Origin of the sequence: Kineococcus haloalkalitolerans, assembly GCF_050871905.1 — a bacterium.
Classification (GTDB): Bacteria; Actinomycetota; Actinomycetes; order Actinomycetales; family Kineococcaceae; genus Kineococcus.
Window position 1 is genome coordinate 106,165 of the sequence record NZ_JBJLSH010000005.1, and the last position, 25,332, is coordinate 131,496.

The following is a 25,332-nucleotide window of genomic DNA, read 5'->3' on the forward strand; positions in this document are numbered from 1 at the left end:
GGGGGGTGGGCACGGGCTCGAGGTTAGACGACGGCCGGGACGCCGCCGTCCCGGCAGGGGCCCGGCGGGGTGCTCGGTGAAGACCTCAGCGGGGCACGGTCCAGCCGCGCTCGCGGAGCGCCGCCTCCAGCGGCTCGGCGGCGGCCGGGACGACGTCCACGGAGGCCAGGGCGACGGGCTGGCCCTCGGAGTGCTCCAGCCGCAGGTCCTCCAGGTTCACCCCGGCCGAGCCCACGTCGGCCAGCAGCCGGGCCAGCTCCCCCGGGCGGTCGGGCACCACGACGACGACGGTGGCGTAGACGACCGGCGCGCTGCCGTGCTTGCCGGGGATGCGCTCACGCCCGGCGCGGCCGTCGGCGACCGCCCGGGCCAGCCGCCCGCGCGCGCCCGCCGCGGTCGGGTCCACCTCCAGCGAGCGCAGCGCCGCGACGACCTCCTCCAGGTCGTCGCGCACCTGCTCCAGCACGCTGGCGACGGGGCCGGCGTTGGCGGCGAGGATCTGCGCCCACAGGACGGGGTCGCTGCCGGCGATGCGCGTGACGTCCCGCAGGCCCTGCCCGGCCAGCCCGACGGCGCGCTCGGGGGCGTCGCGCAGCCGCGCCGCGACCAGGCTGGCGGCCACCTGCGGAGCGTGCGAGACCACGGCCACCGCCTCGTCGTGCTCGTCGGCGGGCATGTCCACGGGCACCCCGCCGCAGTCCAGCGCCAGCCGGCGCACCACGGTGACCGCCTCGGGGGCCGCGTCGGGGCCGGCGGCGACCACCCAGGGCCGCCCGGCGAACAGGTCCGAGCGGGCGGCGACGGCGCCGGAGCGCTCCCGCCCGGCCATCGGGTGCCCGCCCACGTAGCGGGTCAGGTCCGCGCCGCGGGCGCGCAGCTCGGTCAGCAACCCGCCCTTGACGCTGGCCACGTCGGTGACCACGGCGCGCGGGTGGGCGGCCAGCTCGTCGGCCACGACCCCGGCGACCACGTCGGGCGGGGCGGCCACGAGGACCACGGCCGGGTCGTCGTCCGGGGAGGCGAGCCGCCCGGCGCCCATGTCGCGGGCCAGGGCCGCCGCCGTCGGGGAGGTGTCCTCCAGCACGACGTCGACGCCGCGCGCGCGCAGCGCCAGCCCCGCCGAGGCGCCCAGCAGGCCGGAGCCGACGACGCGGACGGTGCCGCTGGTGCCCGCCGGTGCGGACGCGTCGAGCGTCACGAGGCGGTCACTGGGCGATGTCGCGGCGCAGGGCCACCGCGCCGCGCAGGTACACGTGGCGCACCTGCGCGCGCGTGCGGGACGTCTCCACGTGCGCCATGAGGCGGATGACCCGGGGCATGGACCCCTCGATCTCCAGCTCCCGCGCGCACATCAGCGGCACGTCGCCCATGCCGAGCTCGCGCGCCGCGACGGCCGGGAACTCCGAGACGAGGTCGGCGGTGGAGGTGAAGATCACGCTGATGAAGTCCTCGAGGTCCAGCTCGTTGAGCCGCACCACCTCGGTGACCAGCTCCCGCGTCGCCGCCAGGACCTCGTCCCGCTCGTCGACGTCCACCTGCACCGCACCCCGGACCGCCCGCACCGCCACGCGCTCACCGTACCGACCCCGGGCTCAGAGCCCGGCGACCGCCATCAACTGCTGCAGCTCACCGCGCGTCAGGCGGCGGTTCTTGCCCGGCTTCAGGTCGCCCAGGACGATCGGGCCCAGCTGCGTGCGCACCAGCCGCAGCACCGGGTACCCCTCGGCCTCCAGCAGGCGGCGCACGACGTGCTTGCGGCCCTCGTGCAGGACGACCTCGACGAGCGCGTAACCGGGCTTGGAGTCCACCAGCCGGAAGGAGTCGACGGCCACGGGGCCGTCCTCCAGCTCCACGCCCTCGCGCAGCGCCTTGCCCAGGTCGCGCTTGACCGGCCCGCGCACCTCCGCCAGGTACGTCTTGGGCACCCCGTAGGAGGGGTGCTGCAGGCGGTGCGCCAGGGCCCCGTCGTTGGTGAGCAGGATGAGGCCCTCGGTGTCCATGTCGAGGCGGCCGACGTGGAACAGGCGCTCCTCGCGCGGGCCGACCATGTCGGCGAGGTTCAGGCGGCCCTGCTCGTCGTACATCGTCGAGACGACGCCCTTGGGCTTGTTGACGGCGATGTAGACGAGGTCGTCGTCGACGGCGAAGCGCAGGCCGTCCACGTGCACGACCTGCGTGCGCGGGTCGATGCGCACGCCGAGCTCGGTGACGACCTCGCCGTCCACCGTGACGCGGCCGGCGGCGATCATCTCCTCGCAGGCGCGGCGGGAACCGGCGCCGGCCATCGCCAGCACCTTCTGCAGCCGCACGCCCTCGGGGTCGTGCACCTGCCCGCCGCGGGGCGCGCCGGCGCCGGGACCGCGACGGGGCGGCTGCGGCGCGGGCGCGATCTCGTCGGTCATCCGCTTGGCGGCGCCGCGGCGCTCGCGCGGCGGCTTGCCGCCGCCGGTGCTGCGGGCGGGGCGGGCGGCGGACCCGCGGGACGGGCGGCCGCCCCCCGCGGCGCCGCGGCCGCCGGAGCGGCGCGGGCCACCGCCTCCTCGGGGCGCGGACGGGCTCATCGGTCCTCCTGGGACGTGGGGTTCTCGGGTCCGCCGGGGCTCTCGGGGCCCTCGGCGCCCGGCGCCGCGGCGGCACCGGCCGGGGCACCATCCTCCCCCATCGCGGTGGCCCCCCCGTCCGGCGGCGGGCCGGCGGGCTGGACGGCGGGCGGGGCGAGGACCTCCGGCGGGTCCAGGTCCTCCGGGCCGACCTCCTCGGGCAGGAACGGGGCGAGCGCGGGCAGGTCGTCGAGGCTGTCCAGCCCCATCCGCTGCAGGAACTCCTCCGTGGTGCCGTACAGCGTGGCGCCCGAGGTGGCCTCCACGCCCACCTCGCGGACCAGGCCGCGGGTGAGCAGCGTGCGGACCACGCCGTCGACGCTGACCCCGCGCACGGCCGCCACGCGCGAGCGGCTGACGGGCTGGCGGTAGGCGACGATCGCGAGGGTCTCCAGCGCCGCCTGCGTCAGCTTCGCCGTCTGCCCGTCCAGCAGGAACGCCTCGACGACCTCGGCGTGCTCCGGGCGCGAGTACACCCGCCAGCCCGTCGACGTCTCGCGCAGCTCGAACCCGCGGCCCTGCTCGGCGTACTCGCCGGCCAGCTCGCGCAGCAGCAGGTCCACCTCGTCGGCCGACTCCCCCGTCGCGCGCGCCAGCGACTCCGCGCGCACCGGCTCGTCGGCGACCATGAGCACCGCCTCCAGCGACGCCCGCAGGCGCCGGCCCGCGTCGTCGGCCCCGCCGTCCCGCACGTCGTCCCGCACGCCGTCGGCCACGTCCTGCGCCACGTCCTCCCCCTCGCTCACGCGTCCGGCCCGGTGCCGTCGAACTCGTCCACGCCGGCCGGCACGCCGTCACCGGCACCGTCCGCGTCCACCGCGTCGGCGTCCCAGCGCACGAGCAGCACCCCGAGGGCCTCCTCCTGCTCCAGGCGCACCCGCCGCTCGCGGAACAGCTCCAGCACCGCCAGGAACCGCGCCACCCGCACCAGCACGCCGTGCTCGCCGTCGCCCGCGTCCGCCACCAGGTCGGCGAAGGTGGCCGCCCCCCGCGCGCGCAGCCGCGCCACGACCACGCCGGCCTCGTCGCGCACGCTGACCGCGCTGGCGTGCAGGTGGTCCAGCGCCACCAGCGGCACCGGGCGGGGCGTCAGCGCGCGCGCCGCGATCGCCGCCAGCTGCTCGGGGGTGACGGTGAGGACCAGCTCGGGCAGCAGGCGCTCGAAGCGCGGTTCCACCGCGACCGCGCGCGGCACGCTGCGCGAGGCGCGCGCGTGACGCTCGGCGAGCAGCTCGGCGACGCGCTTGTAGGCGCGGTACTGCAGCAAGCGCGCGAACAGCAGGTCCCGCGCCTCCAGCAGGGCGAGGTCCTCGGGGTCCTCCACGTCGGCGGCCGGCAGCAGCCGCGCCGCCTTGAGGTCGAGCAGGGTGGCGGCGACGAGGACGAACTCGCTGGCCTCGTCGAGGTCGAACTCCTCCTCGCGGGCGGTGGCCGCGCGCAGGTGGGCGATGAACTCGTCGGTGACGGCCGACAGGGCGACCTCGGTGACGTCGAGCTGGTGCTTGGTGATCAGGCCCAGCAGCAGGTCGAAGGGGCCCTCGAAGTTGTCGAGGTGGACCTGGAAGGCCGGGCGGGCCGCCCGGAGACCGGCCGGGCTGTCGTCGGGGACTGCGGGAGCGGCCGGCACGGCGCCCACGGTAGCGCCGCGCACCGCCCGGTCCGGCCGGGCGGCGCGCGGTCAGCGGCGCGTCAGCGCCCCGAGCGGGCGCCGGCGGGCGGGTCCGCCGGCTCGCGCTGCAGCGCCTCGTCGACCAGCTGCGCGACGCGTCCCACGCGCGGCTCGCGCAGGATCGACATGTGCTCGCCGGGCACCTCCACGAACGTGACCTCGCCGGTCAGGTGGCGCGACCACTGGCGGCGGGCGGGCGCGTCCTCGTCGTCGGCGGCGACCACCACGAGCACGCGCCCGTCGTAGGGCTTGGTGGTGTAGCGCTGCTGGATGAACATGCCCTGGCGGAAGAAGCGCACGTAGTGCCCCAGCCCCGGGTGCGGGACGACGCCGGTCAGCGCCAGCGACAGCGCCTCCTTGGCCTTGGCGAGCGGTCCGGAGCGCACCGGGCGCGGCATGAGGGAGGGGTCGGGCGGGAAGGAGTCGACCACCGCGAGGAGCTCGACCTCCTGGCCGGCCGCGCGCAACTGCTGGCACATCTCCAGCGCGATGAGGCCGCCCAGGGAGTGCCCGGCGATCCGGTAGGGCCCCTCCGGCTGCTGCGCCCGCACCGTCGCCACGTGCCGGCGGGCGATGCGCTCGACCGACCAGTCCGGCAGGGCGCGGTTCTCCAGGCCGTTGGCCTGCAGCCCGTACACCGGTACGTCGGTCTCCAGGCGCTGGGCCAGCGTGCGCAGCGCCAGCGCGGCGCTGCCGGCGCCGGCGACCACGAACAGCGGGGTGCCGCTGCCCCGCGGGCGCAGCGGCACGAACGTGGGCCGGGTGTTGCGCCCCTGCTGCCGCACGGCCGCGGCGAAGGTCGCCACCGTGGGGTTGGCGGCGAGCAGCGCCGTGGTGACCGTGCTGGTGGCGGCCGCCGCGTCGCCCTCGAGGGCGGCGATGCGCGTGACGAGGGCCTCGGCGGCCAGGGAGTCGCCGCCCAGCTCGAAGAAGTCGTCGTGGACGCTGATCTCCTCCAGCTCCAGCACCGCGCAGAACTGCTCGAAGACGATCTCCTCCCAGCTGGAGCGCGGCACCTCGAAGGGCGCCGTGCTCACCGCGGGCTCGGGCAGCGCCGAGCGGTCGAGCTTGCCGCGGTCCGTGCGCGGCAGCGCGTCGAGGAACACCACGTGCTCGGGGACCATGTGCGAGGGCAGGTTCTCGCGCACCACCGCGCGCACGGCCGAGGCCTGCGGGCGCGGGCCCGACGGCACGACGTAGGCCACCAGGGCCGTGCGGCCCGAGCGCGGGGAGGGGCGGCCGACGACGACGGCCTCGCGCACGTCGGGCTGCGCGAACAGCAGGGCCTCGATCTCGCCGGGCTCGACGAGCAGGCCGCGCACCTTGACGCTGTGGTCGGTGCGCCCCAGCAGGCGCAGGCACCCGTCGGCGGCCAGGGTGCCGACGTCGCTGGTCAGGTAGGAGCGGGTGCCGTCAGGGTGGTCGGTGAAGCTCTCGGCGGTGCGCTCGGGGTCCTGCCAGTAGCTGCCGCCCAGCCAGCGGCTGGTGAGCACCACGCGGCCGGTGCCCTCGTCGAGCAGCTGCCCGTCCTCGGTGCGCACCTGCAGGCGGGCACCGGGCACGGCCCACCCGACCGGCGTGGCCCCCTCGGGGGCGGGGTCGTCGGCGCGCAGGGCGTACTCGCTCATCAGCCACGTCTCGGTGGAGCCGTAGCGGTTGCGCAGCACGCAGTCGGGGCCGACGGCGCGCCGGACGGCGGCCAGCTCGGCGCCGTGGACGGTCTCGCCGGCCATCGTCACCGAGCGCAGGCCCTCCAGGCGCCCCTGCGGGCCGAGCGCGGCGAGCACGCCGCGCAGGATGGCCGGGCTGGCGAGCAGGACGTCGGCGCCCACCTCGCGCATCCACCCCGGCAGCTGGGCGACCGAGCGCCGGCGGGGGTCGAACAGCTCCTGGCGCGCGCCGGTCAGCAGGCACGCCAGGGTGATGCAGACGCCGGCGCTGAACGCCATGGGCAGCAGGTGGACCACGACGCTGCCCGGGCCGTAGCAGCCGGTGCCGACGGAGTTGACCCAGGCGTCGTGCAGGACCGAGCGGTGGTCGCAGGCCACGCCCTTGGGGGCACCGGTGGATCCGGACGTGTAGACGATCAGGGCGGCGTCGTGGGGGCTCGCGGGCGTGCCGAGCAGCGCGCCCGCGGCGGTGACCGGGTCGGGGCGCGCGGCGTCGTCGGCGTCGGGGTCGACGACCTCGCCGGCGAGCTGGGCGGCGGTGCCGCGGCGCTCGGCGTCGCTGACGCACAGCGTCGCCCCGGAGGCCTCCACGTAGTGCCGCAGCCGCGGGGCGGGCGTCGTCGGGTCCAGCACGACGACGGGGCAGCCGGCCGCGACCACGCCGACGATCGCGGCGACCGCGCCGACGTCGTGCCCGCGCAGCACGGCGACGGGCCGGCCGGGCTCCTGGCGCTCCAGCACGGCGGCGCGCACCTGCGCGGCCCGCCCGAGCAGTTCCCCGCCCGTCATGCGGTGCTCGGCGTCGGCGGCGACGACCTCGTCGACGAGGGCGAGCGCCACCTCGACGACGCGGGGGACGAGGTCCCCCTGAGCCCGCTCCTCCGTCAGCGGTGGCAGTCCCGCGGGCCCTCCCGCGGTGTCGAGCACGTCCTGGTCCACGGCTTCCCCCCCTGGCAGCACGGTGGGGACGATAGCCCGCTCACCGGCGCGGTGGAGCGCCGACGGGGTGCTGTGGAGGGGGTTCGCCCGGCCAGCCGTCGAGTTGTCGCACCCCGTCGAGAAACCCTCACGCAGAGTTGGTCAGCTCCACGCCCTGTGAGGTCGGTGAATCACGCAGCGTCACCACGCGCGATGAGCTCGCGCGCCAGCTGCCGGTAGGCCTCCGCCCCCGGGTGGCTGCCCGCGTAGGAGGTGATCGGCTCCGCCGCCACCGTGGCGTCGGGGAACTTCACCGTGCGGCCGATCACCGTGTGGAACACGTCGTCGCCGAACGCGTCGACCACCCGCGTCACCACCTCGCGGCTGTGCAGCGTGCGCCCGTCGTACATCGTCGCGAGGATCCCGTCGATCTCCAGCGCCGGGTTCAGCCGCTCCTGCACCTTCTCGATCGTCTCCACCAGCAGCGCCACCCCGCGCAGCGCGAAGAACTCGCACTCCAGCGGGATGACCACCCCGTGCGAGGCCGTCAGCGCGTTGACCGTCAGCAGCCCCAGCGAGGGCTGGCAGTCGATGAGCACGACGTCGTAGTCGGCCAGCGCCGGGCGCAGCGCCCGCGCCAGCACGCTCTCGCGCGCCACCTCCCCCACCAGCTGCACCTCGGCCGCCGACAGGTCGATGTTGGCCGGCAGCAGGTCCAGCCCCGCCACCCGCGTCTCGCGGATCACCGAGCGCACGTCGGTGTCGCGCTCCATGAGCAGCTGGTAGACCGTCGCGTCCAGCTCGTGCGGGTTGATGCCCAGCCCGGCCGACAGGGCCCCCTGCGGGTCGAAGTCGACGAGCAGGACGCGCCGGCCGTACTCCGCCAGCGCCGCCCCCAGGTTGATGGTGGTCGTCGTCTTGCCGACGCCGCCCTTCTGGTTGCACATCGAGATGACGCGCGCCGGGCCGTGCTGCGGCAGGGGTGCGGGCACCGGGAAGGACGGCAGCGGCCGGCCCGTCGGGCCGTCCTGGGGGCCGAGCTCCATCTGCGCCTGCACGTCGCGGCCCGCGGTGGGCGCGTCCTGCCCCGGGGCCTCCACCGGTGTCTCCGGTGCGCCGTCCCCGCTCACCGCGGGCCGGCCGTCGCGCAGCTGCTCGTCGTGGGGCTGCCCGTCGTGGGGCTGCTCCGCGTGCGGCGGGTGCGTGCTGACCAGCCCGGGGGCTCCCGGCACCGGGCCCTCGGCCGGGCTGGCGGGGCGGGGCGGCGGGTACTCGCTGGTCACGGGTGCGGCACTTCCTCGGGCGGTCGGGGACGTCGTGGCGAGCTGCTCCGTCGCGGCTGGCGCGCCGGGCGCGGCGCGCTCGACCTTAGTCCGCCACCGGCGCGGCGGTCACACCCCCGGCCACGACGCCCGCCGCCCGCGGGACGGCCAGGGCGCGCGGGTGCGTGCCGGCGTGCACCTCGCGCAGCGAGTCGACCGTCACCAGCGTGTAGACCTGCGTGGTCGCCACCGAGGCGTGCCCCAGCAGCTCCTGCACCACGCGCACGTCCGCCCCGCCCTGCAGCAGGTGCGTGGCGAAGGAGTGCCGCAGCGTGTGCGGGGAGACGGTGCGGGTGGTCCCGGCGCGCCCGGCGGCCGCCTGCAGGACGGCCCACGCGCTCTGCCGCGACAGCCGCCCGCCACGGCTGTTGAGGAACAGCGCCGCCCCGCCGCGGCCAGCGGCCGCCAGCGCGGGACGGGCGCGCACCAGGTACTGCTCCAGCGCGCGCCGCGCGTACGAGCCGACGGGCACGACGCGTTCCTTGCCGCCCTTGCCCCGCAGGCGCACCACGCCGCTCTCGCCGAGGACCTGCTCGGAGACGTCGTCGACGTCCAGGCCGACGGCCTCGCTGATGCGCGCGCCCGAGCCGTACAGCAGCTCCAGCAGGGCCCGGTCGCGCAGCGGGACCGGCCCGTCGCCGGCCCCGGCCACCTCGAGCAGCGCCGCGACCTCGTCGACCGTCAGGGCGGCCGGCAGCCGGCGCGGCGGGACGGGCGGGCGCACCTGCACCGAGGGGTCGCGCCCGGTGCGGCCCTCGGCGAGCAGGAAGCGGTGCCAGCCGCGCACGGCCGAGGCCGTGCGCGCCGCGGAGCTGGCCGTCAGCGCCGCGGCGCCGTCGGCGCCGTCGCGCAGCGCCACGACGAACGCGCTGACCGCCGCCTCCTCCACCTGGGCGGGGTCGGCGACCCCGCGCGAGCGCAGGAAGCGGACGTAGCGGGCCAGGTCGCGCCGGTAGGCGCCCAGGGTGTTCTCGCTCAGGCCCCGCTCGACGCGCAGGTGCGCCAGGTAGTCGCGCACGGCCGCCTCCAGGGGGCCCGCCGCGGACGAGGGCGCCCCGTCGAGGGCGGGCGCGGGTCCACCGGTGAGCACCCGACCGACCTTAGCGACGCCCTCAGGAGCGGTCGGGTCCCGCGAGCCCGGGCGTCCACGGCGTGTCGGCCGGGCGCAGCGTCGAGAAGCCCGCCGAGCGCGCGGCCGCCAGCGCGAGGACGCCGATCACGGTGCCCGGGTTGGCCAGGCGGCCGCCCAGCACCGCCCGCACGGCCTCGTCGAGCCCGACGCGGACGGCGACCATGTCGCGCTCCTCGTCCTCGCGCTCGTGCCGCTCCGCCTCCGGCACGGCGCTCAGACCGCGCGCCAGGTAGATGCGGTTGCCCTCGCTGGAACCGCCCGGGGAGTTGAACCAGTCCACGAGCACGGCCCAGTCGTCCGCGCGCAGGTCCGCCTCCTCGGCCAGCTCCCGCTGCGCCGCGGCCAGCGGCGGCTCGCCCGCCACGTCCAGCAGCCCCGCCGGCAGCTCCCACAGCTCCCGGCGCACCGGGTGGCGGTACTGGCGCACCAGCACGACGCGCTCGGCGTCGTCGAGGGCCAGCACCGTCACGGCGCCGGGGTGGCGCTGCACGTCGCGGGTGACCGCCCGGCCGCCGGGCAGCTCGACCCGCTCGCGCACGACGTCCCACACGTGCCCGCGGAAGACCGTCTCGACGAGCTCGGTGGGGCGCTCGGCGAGCGCGTCGGCCAGGTCCTCCCCCGTCGCGACGGGCAGGTCCAGCGCGTCGGGACCGCTCACGCGTGGGCCCCCTGCGCCAGCTCCTGCTCCGCCTGCTCCGCCGCCTGCTCCGTGCCGTCCGGCACCGGCTCCGGCTCGACGTCCAGCAGCGTCTCGGCGCGCTGGCGGTCCAGGGCGGCGGCCACGAGGCCGGAGAACAGCGGGTGCGCCCGCGTCGGGCGCGACTTGAACTCCGGGTGGGCCTGCGTGCCCACGTAGTACGGGTGCACGTCGGCGGGCAGCTCGACGAACTCCACCAGCTCACGGTCCGGGGACAGGCCGGAGAACACCAGGCCGGCCGCGGCCAGCTGCTCGCGGTAGGCGTTGTTCACCTCGAACCGGTGCCGGTGCCGCTCGGAGATGCGCTCGCTGCCGTACGTGGCGGCCACGACGGAACCGCGCTGCAGGACGGCGTCGTAGGAACCCAGGCGCATCGTGCCGCCCAGGTCGCCCTCGCCGGCGACGATGTCGCGCTGCTCGGCCATCGTGGCGATGACCGGCGCGGTGGAGGCCGGGTCGAACTCGGTGGAACTGGCGTCGGCCAGGCCGGCGACGGTGCGCGCGTACTCGATCACCATGCACTGCAGGCCCAGGCACAGGCCCAGGGTGGGCACCTGGTTCTCCCGCGCCCAGCGCAGCGCGCCGAGCTTGCCCTCGATGCCGCGCACGCCGAAACCGCCCGGCACGCACACCGCGTCGACCCCGGCGAGGTTCTTGCGCGCGCCCGCGGGGGTGTCGCAGTCGTCGGAGGCCACCCAGCGGATGTCGACCTTGGCGTCCTCGGCGAAACCCCCGGCGCGCAGCGCCTCGGTCACCGACAGGTAGGCGTCGGGCAGGTCGATGTACTTGCCGACCAGCGCCACCTCCACGCGGCGGCGGGGGCTGTGCACGCGGCGCAGCAGGTCGTCCCAGGCGGTCCAGTCCACGTCGCGGAACGACAGGTTCAGCTTGCGCACGACGTAGGCGTCCAGGCCCTCGCGGTGCAGCACCTTGGGGATGTCGTAGATCGAGGGGGCGTCGATGGCGGCGACCACGGCCTCGTCGTCCACGTCGCACATCGAGGCGATCTTGCGCTTGACGCTCTCGGGGATCTCCCGGTCCGCGCGGCACACGATCGCGTCGGGCTGGATGCCGATGCTGCGCAGCGCGGCCACCGAGTGCTGCGTCGGCTTGGTCTTCAGCTCCCCGCTGGGCCCGATGTAGGGCACGAGGGAGACGTGCACGAAGAACACGTTGTCCCGGCCCAGCCGCTGGCGCACCTGGCGCGCGGCCTCCAGGAACGGCAGCGACTCGATGTCGCCGACGGTGCCACCGACCTCGGTGATGATGACGTCGATGTCCTCGCGCGCCTGCGCGCGCATCCGGTCGACGATCTCGTTGGTGATGTGCGGGATGACCTGCACGGTGTCGCCCAGGTACTCCCCGCGCCGCTCCTTGGCGATCACCGAGGAGTACACCTGGCCCGTCGTCACGTTGGCCGAGGCGTCGAAGCGCACGTCGAGGAAGCGCTCGTAGTGGCCGATGTCCAGGTCCGTCTCAGCGCCGTCGTCGGTGACGAACACCTCGCCGTGCTGGAACGGGTTCATCGTCCCGGGGTCGACGTTGAGGTAGGGGTCGAGCTTCTGCATGGCCACCCGCAGACCGCGGGCGCGCAGGAGCCGGCCGAGGCTGGAGGCCGTGAGCCCCTTGCCGAGGGAGGACGCCACCCCTCCGGTCACGAAGATCTGCTGGGTCGAGGACTCGGAGGAGGTGCGGTTCGCCACGGACTTCGAGGTTACCCGACGCGGGCGCGCCGGTGGGCCACCGCGCGGGCGTGGACGGCGCGCACCTGCGCGGCCGCGTCCTCGGCGGTGGGCAGCTGCGCGGCCCGCCGCAGGGCCGCGGCGCCCCGGTCGGCGCGCAGCGCGTCGTCGGCCAGCAGCCGCCGAAGGGCCGCGGCCAGGGCCGGCGGGTCGCCCACGGGCACGAGGTCCGCCGCCGCGCCCGTCACCTCGCCCGTGCCGCCGGCGTCGGTGGCCACGACCGCCGCCCCCGCGCGCAGCGCCTCCTGCAGGAAGACCGGCTGCCCCTCCCAGACGCTGGCGCTGACGACGACGTCGGCGGCGCCCAGCAGGTCGGGCACGTCGGTGCGCGCGCCCAGCAGGCGCACGGGCAGCCGCTCGGCGGCGACCCGCCGCTGCAGGGCGGCGCGCAGCGGCCCGTCGCCGGCGACGAGGACGACGACGTCGCGCCCGCCCACCCGCGCGGGCAGCGAGGCGGCGGCCGCCAGCAGGTCGCCCAGGCCCTTCTGCGGCGCCAGGCGCGCCACCGCCAGGACGACCAGCGCGTCGCCGAGGCCCTCCTGCTCCCGCACCCGGGCGGGCTCGCGCGCGGGCGAGGCGGGCGGGGCGGGCACGAGGGCGCGCTCGGCCGCGGCAGCCCCGGCGGCGCGCGCCTGCGCCACCAGGTCGCCGGAGACGCCCAGCACGGCGTCGGCGCCGGCGGCCACGCGCCGCTGCACGGCACGCCCGAGCGCGGCGCGCCGGCCGGCGCCGAGGACGGCGTTGTGCAGGGTGACGACGAGCGCGGGCCGGCGCGGCAGGGAGCGCACCGCCAGCAGCGCCACCAGCCCGGCGCGCACGCCGTGCGCGTGGACCACCTCCGGCCGGACGCGGCGCAGCAGGGCGCGCAGGCGGGCGGCGGCGCGGGCGTCGCGCAGCGGGTGCAGCGAGGCGCCGACCTCCACCGGGGCCGTCAGCGCGCCGGCGTCGGCGAAGGCGAAGCGCTCCAGCGTCGCGGCGGGCGCGGCCACGGCCACCGGCCCGTCCGCGCGCAGGGCCTCCACCAGCGCGTGCACGTGCCGACCGACACCGCCGGCGCTGCTGCCGAGCACCAGCACGACGCGCGCCCGCTCCCCCCCACCGCCCGCGCTCCCCGTGTCGTCGACCACGCCAGCGTCCCGTTCCGCCTCTTCAGCACCCGCCACGGCGGGCAGCATGGCGCACCCAGCCCGGGGCGCGTGCAGCCGCGGCGGGCAGCAGCAGCGGCTCCTGCCTCAGCGCCCGCCGCGCCGGGCAGCACGGCGCACCCGGGCCGGCAGCACGCGTGCGGCCGCGGCCAGCAGCGGCGCCACCTCCCCGGGCAGCAGCAGCCGCAGCAGCGCCAGCACCAGCACCCCGGCGACGGCGGCCGCGGCGGTGGCCACGAGGACCTCACCCGGCAGGGAGCCGCCCAGCAGCGGGGTCAGCGCCGCGGCCGCCCCCGCGCCGCCCGCACCGGCCGCGGCGGCCGCGGGCACCGCGAGCGCGCCCGTGCGCGCCACGCCCGCCACCGTGGCCGACCCGCGCCGGCGGCGCAGCGCCAGGGCCAGCAGCAGCCCGGCCAGCGTCAGGCCGACCGTGTGCGCGGCGGCGAACCCCGTCACCAGCCGCTCCGGCGGCAGCACCCGCGCCGCCGCCACGGCCGCGGCCAGGACCAGCGCCCACCCGGCCACGGTGGCCAGCGCAGCGGCCCGCCCCCCGCCCACGGTGTACAGCGCCCGGGTGAGCAGGGCCAGCAGGCCGTACCCGACGAGCCCCGGCGCGGCGGCCACCAGGGCGCCGGCCAGGTCCCCCGACAGCCCCGAGCCGACGTCGCTGACGACGACGAAGACCGCGGCCACCGGTTGCGCCACCGCGGCCAGCGCCGCCGCACCGGCGGCGCTGACGACCACGACCGTGCGCGCGGTGCGCGCCACCAGGGCCGCGAAGTCCTCCCCCGCCCCGGGGTGCTGAGGCGCCCCGACCGGGGTGCCACCGGGTGCCGCGGGCACCCCGGCGGCCGGCGGGACGGCCGCGCGGGCCAGGCGCGGGAACACGGCGGTCGCGACGGGGACGGCCAGCACGGCGTACGGCAGCAGGAACAGCGCCCACGCGTAGCTCCACCGGTTCACCGCGCCCGCGCCGCCGTCGTTGGCCAGGCGCGTGAGCGCCACGGCGACCACCTGCTGGGCCAGCAGGACGGTCAGCCCCGACAGCGCCAGGGTCCGCAGGACGGGCCCGTCCCCGGGCGCGGGCGTCAGCGCCGGCCGCCAGCGCACCGCCGAGCGCAGCGCCGGCGCGTGGGTCAGCGCGAGCGCCACCACCCCGACCGTCGTACCGCCGGCCAGCACGGCCAGCGCGGCGGCCGGGACGTCGGCCAGGTCGTCGCCCGAGACCACCTCGGCCGGCGCCAGCCGCCCGGTCACCAGGTAGGCACCGGCGACGACGACGCTGGACACCAGCGGCGCGGCGGCCGGCGCGGTGAAGCGCTGCTGCGCCTGCAGGGCGCCGGCCAGCACGACGGCCACCGCGTACAGCGGCACCTGCGGCAGGAACACCCACAGCATCAGCACGCCCGTGCCGACCAGGCCGCGGCACTCCTCGGCGGCACCGCCGGCCAGCAGCCAGCCCATCAGCGGCCGCGCCGCCAGCGCCGCCAACCCCGCCACGAGGATCAGCGCCAGGACGCTCCACGTCAGCGCGAAGGAGGCGGTGCGCGAGGCGGCGGCGCGCTCGCGGGGGTCGCCGGAGGCCAGCCGCGCGGACAGCACGGGCACCAGCACCCCGGCCAGCGCGCCACCGGCGACGACCTCGAACAGGACGTTGGGCACCTGGTTGGCCGTCTGGTAGGCGGTGCCCAGGCAGGTGTCGCCGACGGTCTGGGAGAAGGCGACCAGCCGCCCGAAGCCCGCCAGCCGGGCCGCCACCGTCAGCAGGGCGACGGAGGCGACCGCCCCGGCCAGGGTGCCGGCGCGCCGGCTCAGGGCCGACCGAGCCGGTCGAGCTCGCGCAGCGCGGGCACCGCCTCGATGACGCGGGTGAAGCTGACGCGCTCGCTGAGCAGCGTCAGGGCCACGACGCCGGTCAGGACGGCGCCGCGCCCGCGCGGGCCGCAGCGGGCCAGCACGGCGGTGCCCAGCAGGGCGCCCAGCGCGTTGGCGCCGGTGTCGCCCAGCATGCTGCGCCCGGCCAGGTCGTCGCCGAGCACCGCCGCGGCGGAGCCGGTGGCCGCCGCCGCCAGCGGTGCCGCGGGACCGGCCGCGAGCGGCGCGGCGGCCAGCAGCGCCACCTTCAGGGCGCGGCCCGGGCGCAGGTCGAAGAGGTTGAGCAGGTTGGCGCTGCCGGCCACCAGCGCGCCGGCGGCCAGGACACCGACCACCCGCGTGCCGGTGCCCCCGGGCCCCGCCGCGCGCGCCGGCCCCGCCGCGCGCTCGGACCCGGCGCCCTCGGCGAGCGCGGCGACGGCCAGGCCCGTGGCCGCCAGCCCGGCCACCTTCACCGCACCCGTCGTCAGCCGGCCCGAGCGCAGCGCCGCGAGGTGCCCGCGCAGGCCCCGGGCACCCGCCTCGCGCTCGCCCCGGCGCTCGGCGAGGTCGTCCACGGCGCCGAGCAGCGCACCGCCGGTGAGGGCGACGAGGCCCGCGGCGCGCCAGCGGCCGGGGGCGGCCAGGCAGCCGGCGGCCGCGGCCAGCGCGGTGACCGGGCCCTCCAGCAGGGTGACGGCGTCACCGCGGTGGTTGGTCCGCTCCCAGCGCGCCCGCCCGCCGGGCACCGGTCCTCCCGCGACCGTCCGGCGCAGCCGCCTCCCGGCACCCAGCGCCAGGCCGGCGGCCCCGGTGGCGCGCGCGGCGCCCCGGGCGGTCACGGGGCGGCCACCGCGGGCAGCGGCGGGCTGACGGCGTCCGCGGTCGAGGCGGTGCCGTAGTGCCCGGCGTCACCGCCCAGCTGCTCGCGCAGCCCCAGGACGGCGGAGACCCGGCCGGTCGCGGAGTCCACGTCGTCCACGGTGCTGACGGCCTCGGCGACGTCCGCGTCGGCGCGCACGGCCGCCACGGCCCCGCCCTCGTCCGCCGACCCGGCCGGCCCGGCCAGCAGGGCACCGGCGGCGGCGTCGTCGAAGCGCGCGGCCAGCGTGGTCCACGCGGCGGCACCGGCCTCGGCCGCCTCGGCGGCCTCCGGGTCGCCCTCGACGTCCTCGGCGGGACCCGCCACGAGCAGGGCCAGGCTCGCGGGGCCCGCCGGGTCGCCCTGCAGCTGGACCAGGCCGGCGTCCACCAGCGCCTGCAACCCCTCGCCGGCGACGGGGCCGGGCGCCTCGGTCCCGAGCTCGGGGACGACCAGCGCGGCGGCCAGCGCACCGGCCAGCACCTCCCGCACCCCCTCGTCCCCGGCGATCGGCGCGTCCCCGGAGCCGCCCCGCTCGGCGCCGTCCTCGCCCTGCCCGCCGCCGTCCTCCGGCGGGGTCCCGTCGCCCTCCCCGCCCCCCGCACCGGGCTCGGCGGCGCTCAGCCGCCCGGCCAGCTCGGCGCGGTCGGCGGCCAGCGCGGGATCGACCCAGTCCGCGGAGACGGCGACCCGCGACGCGACGGTGGCGCCGGCGGCCTCCAGCAGGCCCACGGCCTCGTCCGTGACGTCGGCGTCCGCCCCCGGCAGCTCCACGACGGCGACGGCGCGCCCGCCGAGCTGGCGCGCCACCAGCGCCGGGGCGACGGTGGCGGCCCACTCCTCGCGCGCGGCGAGCGCCGCCTGCGCCTGGTCGCGCTCGGTGCGCAGCTGCTCCTGCTCCTGCGTCAGCTGCCGCACCTGGTCCGTGATGCCCACCGAGATGCCCTCGTTGAGGGGGCCGGCGCCCAGCACGATGCCGACCGCGAGCGCCAGGAACACCGACACCAGCGAGACGACGTGGTAGCGGAAGTCGATCACCAGGCAGCTCCGGAGCGGGTCGGGCGGGTGGGACGGGCGGGGACGGCGGGCCCGCGGGCCGGCGGGCGGCCCGTCACGGGCCGGTCCAGGGCAGCCAGCTGACGAACGCCGCCCACCACGTCTCCAGGCGCGCGCCCGTCACCGCGAGGATGGCCTGCCCCGTGGGGGTGACCAGCAGCGCGGCCGCCAGCGCCAGGACGCCGGCCAGCACGAGCACCAGCACCTGCGCGTCGGACACCCGCGAGCGGTACAGCCGCGAGACGCCCTTGGCGTCGACGAGCTTGCCGCCCACCCGCAGGCGGGTCAGGAACGTGCTGGCCATGCCGGCGCGCCCCTTGTCGAGGAACTCCACCAGCGTGACGTGCGTGCCCACCGCGGCGATGAGGGTGGCGCCCTTGTCGTCGGCCAGCAGCATCGCCACGTCCTCGCTGGTGCCCGTGGCGGGGAAGACGACGGGGTCGAGGCCGAGCTTGCGCACGCGCTCCAGGCCCGGCGCCCGGCCGTCGCGGTAGGCGTGGACGACGACCTCGGCGCCGCTGCGCAGCGCGGCGTCGGACACGGAGTCCATGTCGCCGACGATCATGTCGGGCTTCCAGCCGGCCTCGAGGATGGCGTCGGCGCCGCCGTCGACGCCGATGAGGACCGGGCGGTACTCGCGCACGTAGGGGCGCAGCGTGACCAGGTCCTCCTTGTAGTGGTAGCCGCGCACCACGACGAGGACGTGCCGACCCTCGAGGTCGGTGGCGATGTCGGGCACGCCCACGCCGTCCAGCAGCAGGTCCCGCTCGCGGCGCAGGTACTCCATCGTGTTGGCGGCGAACGCCTCCAGCTGCAGGGACAGGCCCGCCCGGGCGGCCTCCATGTCCGCGGCGACGAGCTCGGCGCTCAGGCGCCGGCCCCGCGCGACGACCCGGCCGTCCACCGACAGGGCGTCGCCGGACAGCTCCACGCGCTGGCCCTCGCGCACCGCGGCCATGACGTCCTCGCCGACGGCGTCGAGGACGGGCACGCCGGCGGCGAGGAGGATCTCCGGGCCCAGGTTGGGGTAGCGGCCGGAGGTGCTGGCGGCGGCGTTGACGACGGCCGCCGGGGCGCAGGCGACCAGCGCCTCCGCGGAGACCCGGTCGAGGTCGAGGTGGTCGATGACGGCCACCTCGCCCGGCCGCAGCCGCTTGGTCAGACGCTTGGTGCGCCGGTCCACGCGGGCGGTGGCCCGCACCGCGTCGGCGGCACCGGTCGCGGGGGACTGCGCCGCGGCGCGCCCGCGCCGACGCCTCACCACGCGCCCTCCACCCCGTCCCCCACCCGCCGCACGCTCCCGGCCGCGCCGACGGCCGCACTCCCGGCCGTCCTCACGTCCGCTCCTCCCACCGCGCCGCGGGTCCTCACCGCAGCGGCGCGCCCGGCCACCCACCGTCCGCGGTGGTGCGGCCGGCCGTTCACGTCGGCGTCGATGGTCGCACGCGCGGCGCGCGGGCCCGCGGCGCACGCGCCGGGCCGCGGCCGCTGGACCCCGAGCGCCCCGTTCGGCCCCCGGCCGCGGGGGCGTCCGGCGCGGGGGCGTCCGGCGCCTCGGCACCGGCGGGGGCCGGGCCGTCGCCGCCGCTCGCGGCGGGGCCGTCGTCCAGGGTGGAGGCGCGCAGCAGCTCCTCGGCGTGCGCTCGGGCGGTCCCCGAGCCGCGCCCGGACAGCATGCGAGCCAGCTCCTCGACGCGGCCGTCGTGGTCCAGCGCCACGACCCCGGACTCGGTGACGCTGCCGTCGTCGGTCTTGACGACGACGAGGTGCGCGTCGGCGAAGGCCGCGACCTGGGCGAGGTGGGTGACGACGAGGACCTGCGTGGTGCGGGCCAGCCGGGCCAGGCGTCGGCCGATCTCGACGGCCGCGCGGCCGCCGACCCCGGCGTCGACCTCGTCGAAGACCATCGTCGGCACGGGGTCCGCACCGGCCAGGACGACCTCGAGCGCCAGCATGACGCGCGAGAGCTCACCGCCGGAGGCGCCGCGGGACAGCGGCCGGGGCGTGGCACCGGAGTGCGCCGCCAGCTGCAGCTCGACCGTGTCGGCGCCGTGCGGGCCCAGCTCGGCGGCCTCCTCGACGGCGACGGCGAGGCGGGCGCTGGGCATGGCCAGGGCGGTCAGCTCGGCGGCGACCCGCTCCTCCAGGCGGCGGGCGGCCTCGCGGCGAGCCCGGCCCAGGCGGTCGGCGGTCGCGCGGGCCTCCTCGTAGGCGGCGTCGCGCTCGGCGGCCAGCCGCTCCAGGCGCCCGTCGTCGTCGAGGGCGAGCAGCCGCTCGGCGGCCGTGCGCGCCCACGCGAGCACGCCGGCCACCCCGGCCGGGGCGTCGGGCCCGGCCGCCGGCGCGTACCGGCGCACGAGGGCGGCGAGCTGGGCGCGCCGCTCCTCCACGGCGGCCAGGCGCGCCGGGTCGGCCTCGACCGCGCTGGCGTAGGCGGCCAGGTCGGTGGCCAGGTCGGTGAGCAGGTAGGCCAGCTCGTCGGCGCGCGCGGCCAGCGCCGCCAGGGCCGGGTCGTGCTCACCGGCCGGTGCCAGCGCGGCGCGCGCGGCGCCCACCGCCTCGTCGGCGCCGCCGGCCTCACCGGCCAGGGCCTCGTGGGCGCTGGCCGCGGCGGTGCGCAGCAGCTCGGTGTGCCCGAGCCGCTCGGACTCCTCGCGCAGCGCGACGTCCTCGTCGGGCTGGGGGTCCACGGCCTCCACCTCGTGCAGGCCGAAGCGCAGCAGCTCGGCCTCGCGGGCGCGCTCGGCGCTGCGGGAGGCGACGTCGTCGTGCTCGGCGGCCAGCCGCCGCCAGCGGGCGTGCTGCTCTCGGTAGGCGGCCAGGTCTCCGGCGACCGCGGCACCGGCGAAGGCGTCCAGGACGCGCAGCTGCTGGGCGGCCGAGCGCAGGCGCAGCTGCTCGGTCTGCCCGTGCACGGCCACCAGGTGCTCGGCCAGCTCGGCGAGCACGCCCACGGGCGCGGCGCGGCCCCCGACGTGGACGCGGCTGCGCCCAGCGGCGCCGACGGCGCGCGCCACCAGCAGCTCGCCGTCCTCGACCTCGCCGCCGGCCTCGGCGGCGCGGGCGGCCACCGGCCCGTCGGGGTCGACGCGCAGGCGGCCCTCGACGACGGCGCTGTCAGCGCCCGCGCGGACGGCGGCGGCGTCGGCGCGCGCCCCCATGAGCAGCCCCAGCCCGGTGACGACCATGGTCTTGCCCGCCCCGGTCTCGCCGGTGACGACGGTCAGCCCGGGTCCCAGCGGCAGGCGCGCGTCGCGGATGACCCCCAGCTGGCGGATCCGGATCTCCTCGATCACGCGCGCGGTCCCCTCCAGCCCTGCACGGGCAGCCCGAACTTGGCGACGAGGCGGTCGGTGAACAGCCCGCGGCTCAGCCGCGCCAGGCGCACGGTGGTCGCCGAGCGGCGCACCTCGACCCGGCACCCCGCGGGCGCCTCGAACGTGCGCCGGCCGTCGCACCAGACGACCCCGCCGCCGCTGGGGCCGGGCAGCACCTCCACGCCCACCACGGACGTGGGGGCGATGACCAGCGGCCGGGCGAACAGGGCGTGCGCGCTGATCGGCACGACCAGCAGCGCCTCGACCTCGGGCCAGACCACGGGCCCGCCGGCGGAGAAGGCGTAGGCGGTGGAGCCGGTGGGGGTCGCCGCGATGACGCCGTCGGCGCCGAAGGTGCTCAGCGGCCGCCCGTCGACGTCGACGACGACCTCGATCATCCGCTCGCGGCTGGCCTTCTCCACGGAGACCTCGTTGACGGCCCACGAGCGCGAGAGGACCTCCCCGTCGCGCAGCACGACGACGTCGAGGGTCATGCGCTCCTCGACGCGGTAGTCGCCGGCGACGACGCGCGCGACGGTGTCGGTGACCTCCTCGCGCTCGGCCTCGGCCAGGAAGCCGACGTGACCGAGGTTGACGCCCAGCAGGACGGTGGGCGTCCCGCGCACGAGCTCGGCCGCGCGCAGGATGGTCCCGTCGCCGCCGAGGACGACGACCATGTCGGCGTCGGCGACGGCGCCGGACAGCTCGCACGCCACGACGAGGCGGCGGTCGCCGGGGCCGAGGGCGGCGGCCTCCTCGTGGGTCATGAGGGTGCGCACCCCGGCCGCGGCGAAGCGGCGCACGACCTCGACCAGGGCGCTGACGGCCTCGGCGCGTCCCGTGTGGGCGAGCACGAGGACGCTGTGGCGCTCGTCGGGGGCGCTCACGCCAGTCCCGCCTGCGGGCCCTCGGCGACGGCGCGCGCCAGCTCGTCCTCGTCCAGCGGCGGGGCGCCGGCGGCCAGGTGCAGGAAGTACTCCACGTTGCCGCTGGGCCCGGGCAGCGGGCTGGCGGCCACGCCCCGCACCCCGGCGCCGGCGGCCGCGGCCGCGTCGGCGACCCGCCGCACGGCGTCGGCGCGCAGCGCGGCGCTGCGCACGACGCCGCCGGTGCCGAGCGCCTCGCGCCCGACCTCGAACTGGGGCTTCACCATGAGCACGTGGTCCGCCTCCGGGGCCGCGCAGGCCACCAGGGCCGGCAGGACGAGGGTCAGGGAGATGAAGGACAGGTCCGCCACGACCAGGGAGGGCGCGGGCGCGACGAGGGCCGGGTCCAGCGTGCGCACGTTGGTGCGCTCCAGGACGGTCACGCGCGGGTCCTGCCGCAGCGACCACGCCAGCTGCCCGTAGCCGACGTCGACGGCGACGACGTGCCCGGCGCCGCGGCGCAGCAGGACGTCGGTGAAGCCGCCGGTGCTGGCACCGGCGTCCAGGCAGCGTCGGCCGGTGACGGGCACGGCGAAGGCGTCCAGCGCCCCGAGGAGCTTGTGCGCGCCGCGGCTGACCCAGTCGTCGCCGTCGGCACCGCCCTCCACGACGATGGCGGCCGCCAGGTCCACCTGCGTGGCCGGCTTGGCCGCGGTGCTGCCCTGCACGCGCACCCGGCCGGCCGCCACGAGCTCCCCGGCCTGCTGGCGCGAGCGGGCCAGGCCGCGCCGGACCAGCTCGGCGTCGAGCCGCTGCCTGCGCGCCATCAGTCCTCAGCCGCCGCGAGGCGCTCGCGCAGCGCGCGGTCCACCTCGGCGAAGGCGTCCGGGTGCTCGTGCACCGGGACCCCCCGCAAGGCCTCCAGGCGCTCCAGCGCGTCCTGCAGGGCGCTGTCCGCGGCGGCCCCGGCGGGGCTGGGCCGGGAGGGGTCGCGGGGCGGGCCCGGGACGGGTCGGTCGGTCACGCGGCAACTCTACGAGCCGGGCCCGACAGCCACGTGCTCGCGCAGGACCGCCGCGGCGGCCTCGAGGTCGAGCGGCGCGCCGGTGTCCGCGGCCCACCAGCAGGCCTCCGCACCGGCCCGCAGGAGGTCGAGGCCGTCGGGCCCCGCCGCGGCGGAGGCCACCCGCAGGACGCCGTCGGCGACCTCCACCCGCGCGTCGCGGCAGCGCGCGCCGACCGCGGAGGCGTCGCCGGTGACAGCGGTCCCCGGGTGCTCCGCGCGCAGCCCGCGCAGGTCGTGCGCCACGGCGGTGGGCCGCTCGTGGGGGGCGGCGGCCAGGAGCTCGGCGACCCCGGTGACGCCCGTGAGGACCAGCAGGCCCGGGAGCCCGGCGGTGCGGGCGCCCTGCAGGTCGGTGTCGAGGCGGTCGCCGACCACGAGGGCGCTGCGGGCACCGGTGCGGCGCACCGCCTCGTCGAACAGCGCCCGCTCGGGCTTGCCGCACACGGTGCCGGGCCGGCGCCCCGCGGCGGCGGCGACCAGCTCGACCAGCAACCCGTTGCCGGGCGCCGGCCCGCCGGGGGTCGGCACCGTGCGGTCCAGGTTGCTCGCCGTCCACGGCAGTCCCGAGCGCACCGCGTGGGTGGCCTCGGCCAGGAGCTGCCAGCCGATGTCCGGGGAGAAGCCCTGCACGACGGCCGCGGGCTCCTCCGCGAGGCTGTCCACGGGCCGCAGCCCCACCTCGGTGAGCGCGACCCGCAGGCCCCGCCCGCCCACCAGGAGCACGGGCGAGCCGGGGGCCAGGGTCGCGGCCAGGTGCCGGGCCGCCGCCTGAGCCGACGTCACCACGTCGTCGTCGCCGGCCGGCGCACCCAGCTCGCGCAGGTGGGCGGCGACCACGTCGGGGGTGCGGGCGGCGTTGTTGGTGATGTACGCCAGGCGCACCCCCGCCTCCCGAGCGGCGGCCAGGGCCGCGGGGGCGTGCGGGACGGCGTCCGGCCCGACGTAGACGACGCCGTCCAGGTCCAGCAGCAGCGTGTCGTGGGCGTCCAGCAGCGGTCCCCGGCTGCCCGCCAGCACCGGTCCGGACCGGTCGGCGGGGCGGTGGACGGTGGTCGTGGCGGCGGTGGTCACGGGCTCCCCGGTGTCTGCCGCGCGGCGAGGGTGGCGCGGACCTGTCGCAGTCGGTCGGCGTACTCGGGCCGGTCCGGGCGCATGGCGTGGGCCATGGCCAGGTGCTCGGCCGCCTGGCCGAAGCGGCCGAGGCGGCTGAGGCTCAGCCCGAGACCGAAGTGAGCGTAGTCGTCGGCCGGCCGGGCCCGGGCGAGGCGGTCGAAGGAGTCGGCGGCGGCGGCGACGTCACCGGAGTCGTACTGGGCGCGGGCCAGCGCCTCCAGCACCCCGGTCGAGCCGGGCTCCTCGGCGTGGGCGCGGGACAGCAGGGTGGCGGCGGCGGCGGCCTCCCCGCCGGCCAGCAGCGCCAACCCGCGCTGCAGCCACTCGTAGGGACCTCCGGACGGCCTGCCCTCCTCCGGGCTCGCTGGCACGGGACGGCCTCCTCTCGACCTGGACGACGCGCTGGGCGGGTTCGGGTGGCCGGCGCGACGGGCGCCGCGACCTCGACCGTAGGATGCGCCGCGTGACGGGAGGGCGCGAGGGGGCGCGCGCCGGTGCACCCCGGACGGCTCCTCCCGCGACCACCTCGACCGCGAGCTCCGGCGCTCCGCTGCACCCCTTCCGCGGGCTGCGCTACGACCCGGACGTGGTCGGTGACCTGGGAGCCGTCCTGGCCCCGCCGCACACCGACCTGCCCCGCGCGGTCCGCGCGGCCCGGCTGCAGGCCTCGCCGTGGGCCGTGACGCGGCTGGAACGCCCGGAGAACGACCCGGCGCCCGGTCGGGCCGTGGACCGGTGGCTGGCCGAGGGTGCTCTGGTGCAGGACGAGCCCTCGCTCTACGTGGTGAGGCAGCGCCGGGCGGGCGTGGAGCACCGCTTCCTGCTGGCGGCCCTGCGCGTCGACGCGGTCACGGGGGCGCGGGTGCACCCGCACGAGGCGGTCTTCCCCGACGTCGTGCGCTCCCGGCGGAACAGGCTGCGGGAGACGGGGGTCGACTCCGAGCCGGTCCTGCTCGTGCACAGCGGCGGGGCACCGGCGGCCACCGACCTCGTGCGGACGGCGGAGCACCGCGGGCACCCGCTGACGGGGGCGGTGACCAGCGACGGCGGCGGCGTGGGCGTGGCCGTGGACGGCTGGCGGGTCGACGACGAGGACGTGCTGCGGGAGGTGGGCGAGAGCCTGGACGGTGTCGACCTCGTCGTCGCCGACGGCCACCACCGCTACGCCGCCGTGCGCGAGGAGTTCGCGGCCACCGGCGCGCCGCAGGGGCTGCTGGTGGCGGTCGTCGACGACGCGACGTACCCCCTGGCCCTGCGTCCCCTGCACCGGTCGGTGCCCGCGCGGGCCGTTCCGGCGCTGCGCGCGCTGGCCGTCGACGTCCGGGAGGTCCGAGGTGGACCGCTGTCCGATCCCGCCGACGTGGCGCGGCTGAGCGAGCGCGAGCTGGACGCGCTGCTGGTGACGAGCACCGGCGCGTGCCGATTGAGCTTCGCCGACGGCGGGGTCGAGGCGGGTGCGGGTGCCCGCGTGGACGAGGCGCTGGCCCGGGCCGGTGTCGAGCCGGAGTCGGTGCGCTTCACGGCCGACGGTGCGACGGCGCTCGCGGCCGTGTCGGAGGACGTGGTCGCGGTCATGCTCCCGCGGGTGCCGCTGTCACGGATCGCCGCCACCGTGCGCGGTGGGCGGCTGCTGGGGCGCAAGACGACGTCGTTCACGCCGAAGCCCCTGGCCGGTGCGGTGCTGCGGCTACGTTGACACGCGCGCTTGCCGACCCGTCGGGGAAGACGCCCAGCACGGCCGAGCACCGGTAGTCGTCCTCCGGGGTCGGGGGTGCGCCCGGACATGAGGAAGGGGTGCCGGTCCCCGGCACCCACCCTCACGGGTGGTGCCAGGGACCGACACCCCTTGCTCGACGAAGTGTGGCCGGCGGTGTCCTACTCTCCCACCCAGTCTCCCGGGCAGTACCATCGGCGCTGGTGGGCTTAGCTTCCGGGTTCGGAATGTTACCGGGCGTTTCCCCACCGCTATGACCACCGGACCACGGTCCAGATCGACACACAACCCCCCACCCGGGCCCACGAAAGGGACCCGGCGGGGGTGGTTGCGGTCTGAGAAACCGCACAGTGGACGCGAACATGAAACCTTTGCAGCAGATGCCTAGCTGGGATCGACCCGCACCGGGGTCGTCTCCTTGACGCTCAAGGCCTGGGCTCGGCCGGCACCCACCCCCACACACTCCCCGACCCTGCGGTCAGAAGACGTGTGGTGCTTGGATGCGCGGCAGTCAAGTGATCGGCCTATTAGTACCGGTCAGCTCCACAACTCTCATCGTCGTTGCTTCCACACCCGGCCTATCAACCCA

At 78.0% G+C, this 25,332-nt stretch carries 22 protein-coding genes and 1 rRNA gene; 1 reads left to right on the forward strand and 22 read right to left on the reverse strand.

Features of this window, described 5'->3' with window-relative positions; all coding sequences use genetic code 11:
* Positions 1-85: 85 nt before the first annotated feature.
* From ACRYMY_RS04080 to ACRYMY_RS04180, 21 genes are all read right to left on the reverse strand, one after another.
* A complete protein-coding gene (locus tag ACRYMY_RS04080; protein ID WP_432545984.1) occupies positions 86-1,198 on the reverse strand; it encodes a prephenate dehydrogenase in 1,113 nt (370 codons plus the stop codon).
* Between the two features lie 7 nt (positions 1,199-1,205).
* Positions 1,206-1,568, reverse strand: a complete 363-nt coding sequence (gene aroH, locus ACRYMY_RS04085; protein ID WP_432545985.1) for a chorismate mutase — start codon at positions 1,566-1,568, stop codon at positions 1,206-1,208.
* A 24-nt stretch (positions 1,569-1,592) separates the two neighbouring features.
* The gene (locus ACRYMY_RS04090) at positions 1,593-2,561 is read right to left on the reverse strand and encodes a pseudouridine synthase (RefSeq protein WP_432545986.1); all 969 of its coding nucleotides are present in this window, start codon (positions 2,559-2,561) and stop codon (positions 1,593-1,595) included.
* Positions 2,558-3,328, reverse strand: coding sequence for an SMC-Scp complex subunit ScpB (gene scpB / locus ACRYMY_RS04095; protein WP_432545987.1), 771 nt, complete (start codon positions 3,326-3,328; stop codon positions 2,558-2,560). Before scpB ends, ACRYMY_RS04090 begins: the two co-directional genes overlap by 4 nt.
* 14 nt (positions 3,329-3,342) lie before the next feature.
* Positions 3,343-4,227 (reverse strand): segregation and condensation protein A, encoded by an 885-nt coding sequence (locus tag ACRYMY_RS04100; RefSeq protein WP_432545988.1) that lies wholly within the window; start codon positions 4,225-4,227, stop codon positions 3,343-3,345.
* 62 nt (positions 4,228-4,289) lie between these two features.
* A complete protein-coding gene (locus tag ACRYMY_RS04105; protein WP_432545989.1) occupies positions 4,290-6,878 on the reverse strand; it encodes an AMP-binding protein in 2,589 nt (862 codons plus the stop codon).
* Positions 6,879-7,048: 170 nt separating this feature from the next.
* A complete protein-coding gene (locus tag ACRYMY_RS04110; protein WP_432546014.1) occupies positions 7,049-7,903 on the reverse strand; it encodes a ParA family protein in 855 nt (284 codons plus the stop codon).
* Positions 7,904-8,225: 322 nt separating this feature from the next.
* Positions 8,226-9,269, reverse strand: a complete 1,044-nt coding sequence (gene xerD, locus ACRYMY_RS04115; protein ID WP_432545990.1) for a site-specific tyrosine recombinase XerD — start codon at positions 9,267-9,269, stop codon at positions 8,226-8,228.
* Positions 9,270-9,291: 22 nt separating this feature from the next.
* A complete protein-coding gene (locus ACRYMY_RS04120; RefSeq protein ID WP_432545991.1) occupies positions 9,292-9,969 on the reverse strand; it encodes an NUDIX domain-containing protein in 678 nt (225 codons plus the stop codon).
* Positions 9,966-11,711, reverse strand: coding sequence for a CTP synthase (locus ACRYMY_RS04125; RefSeq protein ID WP_432545992.1), 1,746 nt, complete (start codon positions 11,709-11,711; stop codon positions 9,966-9,968). Before ACRYMY_RS04125 ends, ACRYMY_RS04120 begins: the two co-directional genes overlap by 4 nt.
* An 11-nt stretch (positions 11,712-11,722) precedes the next feature.
* Entirely contained in the window at positions 11,723-12,877 is a 1,155-nt protein-coding gene (locus tag ACRYMY_RS04130) for a glycosyltransferase family 4 protein (RefSeq protein ID WP_432545993.1), read from the reverse strand.
* Positions 12,878-12,982: 105 nt separating this feature from the next.
* Entirely contained in the window at positions 12,983-14,653 is a 1,671-nt protein-coding gene (locus ACRYMY_RS04135; RefSeq protein ID WP_432545994.1) for a lipid II flippase MurJ, read from the reverse strand.
* A gap of 53 nt (positions 14,654-14,706) precedes the next feature.
* Complete coding sequence (locus ACRYMY_RS04140; protein WP_432545995.1) at positions 14,707-15,591, reverse strand: hypothetical protein; 885 nt, start codon at positions 15,589-15,591, stop codon at positions 14,707-14,709.
* Complete coding sequence (locus ACRYMY_RS04145; RefSeq protein WP_432545996.1) at positions 15,588-16,649, reverse strand: copper transporter; 1,062 nt, start codon at positions 16,647-16,649, stop codon at positions 15,588-15,590. Before ACRYMY_RS04145 ends, ACRYMY_RS04140 begins: the two co-directional genes overlap by 4 nt.
* A gap of 73 nt (positions 16,650-16,722) precedes the next feature.
* Entirely contained in the window at positions 16,723-17,931 is a 1,209-nt protein-coding gene (steA, locus tag ACRYMY_RS04150; protein WP_432545997.1) for a putative cytokinetic ring protein SteA, read from the reverse strand.
* 157 nt (positions 17,932-18,088) lie between these two features.
* Positions 18,089-19,963, reverse strand: coding sequence for a DNA repair protein RecN (gene recN / locus ACRYMY_RS04155; protein WP_432545998.1), 1,875 nt, complete (start codon positions 19,961-19,963; stop codon positions 18,089-18,091).
* Positions 19,960-20,871, reverse strand: a complete 912-nt coding sequence (locus ACRYMY_RS04160; RefSeq protein WP_432545999.1) for an NAD kinase — start codon at positions 20,869-20,871, stop codon at positions 19,960-19,962. The genes recN and ACRYMY_RS04160 overlap by 4 nt, the downstream gene beginning before the upstream one ends.
* The gene (locus ACRYMY_RS04165) at positions 20,868-21,677 is read right to left on the reverse strand and encodes a TlyA family RNA methyltransferase (RefSeq protein WP_369069110.1); all 810 of its coding nucleotides are present in this window, start codon (positions 21,675-21,677) and stop codon (positions 20,868-20,870) included. The genes ACRYMY_RS04160 and ACRYMY_RS04165 overlap by 4 nt, the downstream gene beginning before the upstream one ends.
* Positions 21,677-21,874, reverse strand: coding sequence for a hypothetical protein (locus ACRYMY_RS04170; protein ID WP_432546000.1), 198 nt, complete (start codon positions 21,872-21,874; stop codon positions 21,677-21,679). Before ACRYMY_RS04170 ends, ACRYMY_RS04165 begins: the two co-directional genes overlap by 1 nt.
* Before the next feature lie 9 nt (positions 21,875-21,883).
* Positions 21,884-22,987: an HAD-IIA family hydrolase gene (locus tag ACRYMY_RS04175; protein WP_432546001.1), complete on the reverse strand. Its 1,104-nt coding sequence runs from the start codon at positions 22,985-22,987 to the stop codon at positions 21,884-21,886.
* Entirely contained in the window at positions 22,984-23,400 is a 417-nt protein-coding gene (locus ACRYMY_RS04180; RefSeq protein ID WP_432546002.1) for a tetratricopeptide repeat protein, read from the reverse strand. The genes ACRYMY_RS04175 and ACRYMY_RS04180 overlap by 4 nt, the downstream gene beginning before the upstream one ends.
* 83 nt (positions 23,401-23,483) lie before the next feature.
* Between ACRYMY_RS04180 and ACRYMY_RS04185 the strand changes: the two genes are divergently transcribed.
* Entirely contained in the window at positions 23,484-24,725 is a 1,242-nt protein-coding gene (locus tag ACRYMY_RS04185; protein WP_432546003.1) for a DUF1015 family protein, read from the forward strand.
* A 166-nt stretch (positions 24,726-24,891) separates the two neighbouring features.
* Here ACRYMY_RS04185 and rrf read toward each other — a convergent pair.
* Positions 24,892-25,008, reverse strand: a 5S ribosomal RNA gene (gene rrf, locus ACRYMY_RS04190).
* Positions 25,009-25,332: the final 324 nt, after the last annotated feature.

What these genes read in the sequence shown, in the direction of transcription:
- ACRYMY_RS04090 (WP_432545986.1), bottom strand. Translation starts at nt 2,561, where the DNA reads ATGAGCCCGTCCGCGCCCCGAGGAGGCGGTGGCCCGCGCCGCTCCGGC.
- ACRYMY_RS04185 (WP_432546003.1), top strand. Translation starts at nt 23,484, where the DNA reads ATGCGCCGCGTGACGGGAGGGCGCGAGGGGGCGCGCGCCGGTGCACCC.
- ACRYMY_RS04165 (WP_369069110.1), bottom strand. Translation starts at nt 21,677, where the DNA reads ATGGCGCGCAGGCAGCGGCTCGACGCCGAGCTGGTCCGGCGCGGCCTG.
- ACRYMY_RS04110 (WP_432546014.1), bottom strand. Translation starts at nt 7,903, where the DNA reads ATGGAGCTCGGCCCCCAGGACGGCCCGACGGGCCGGCCGCTGCCGTCC.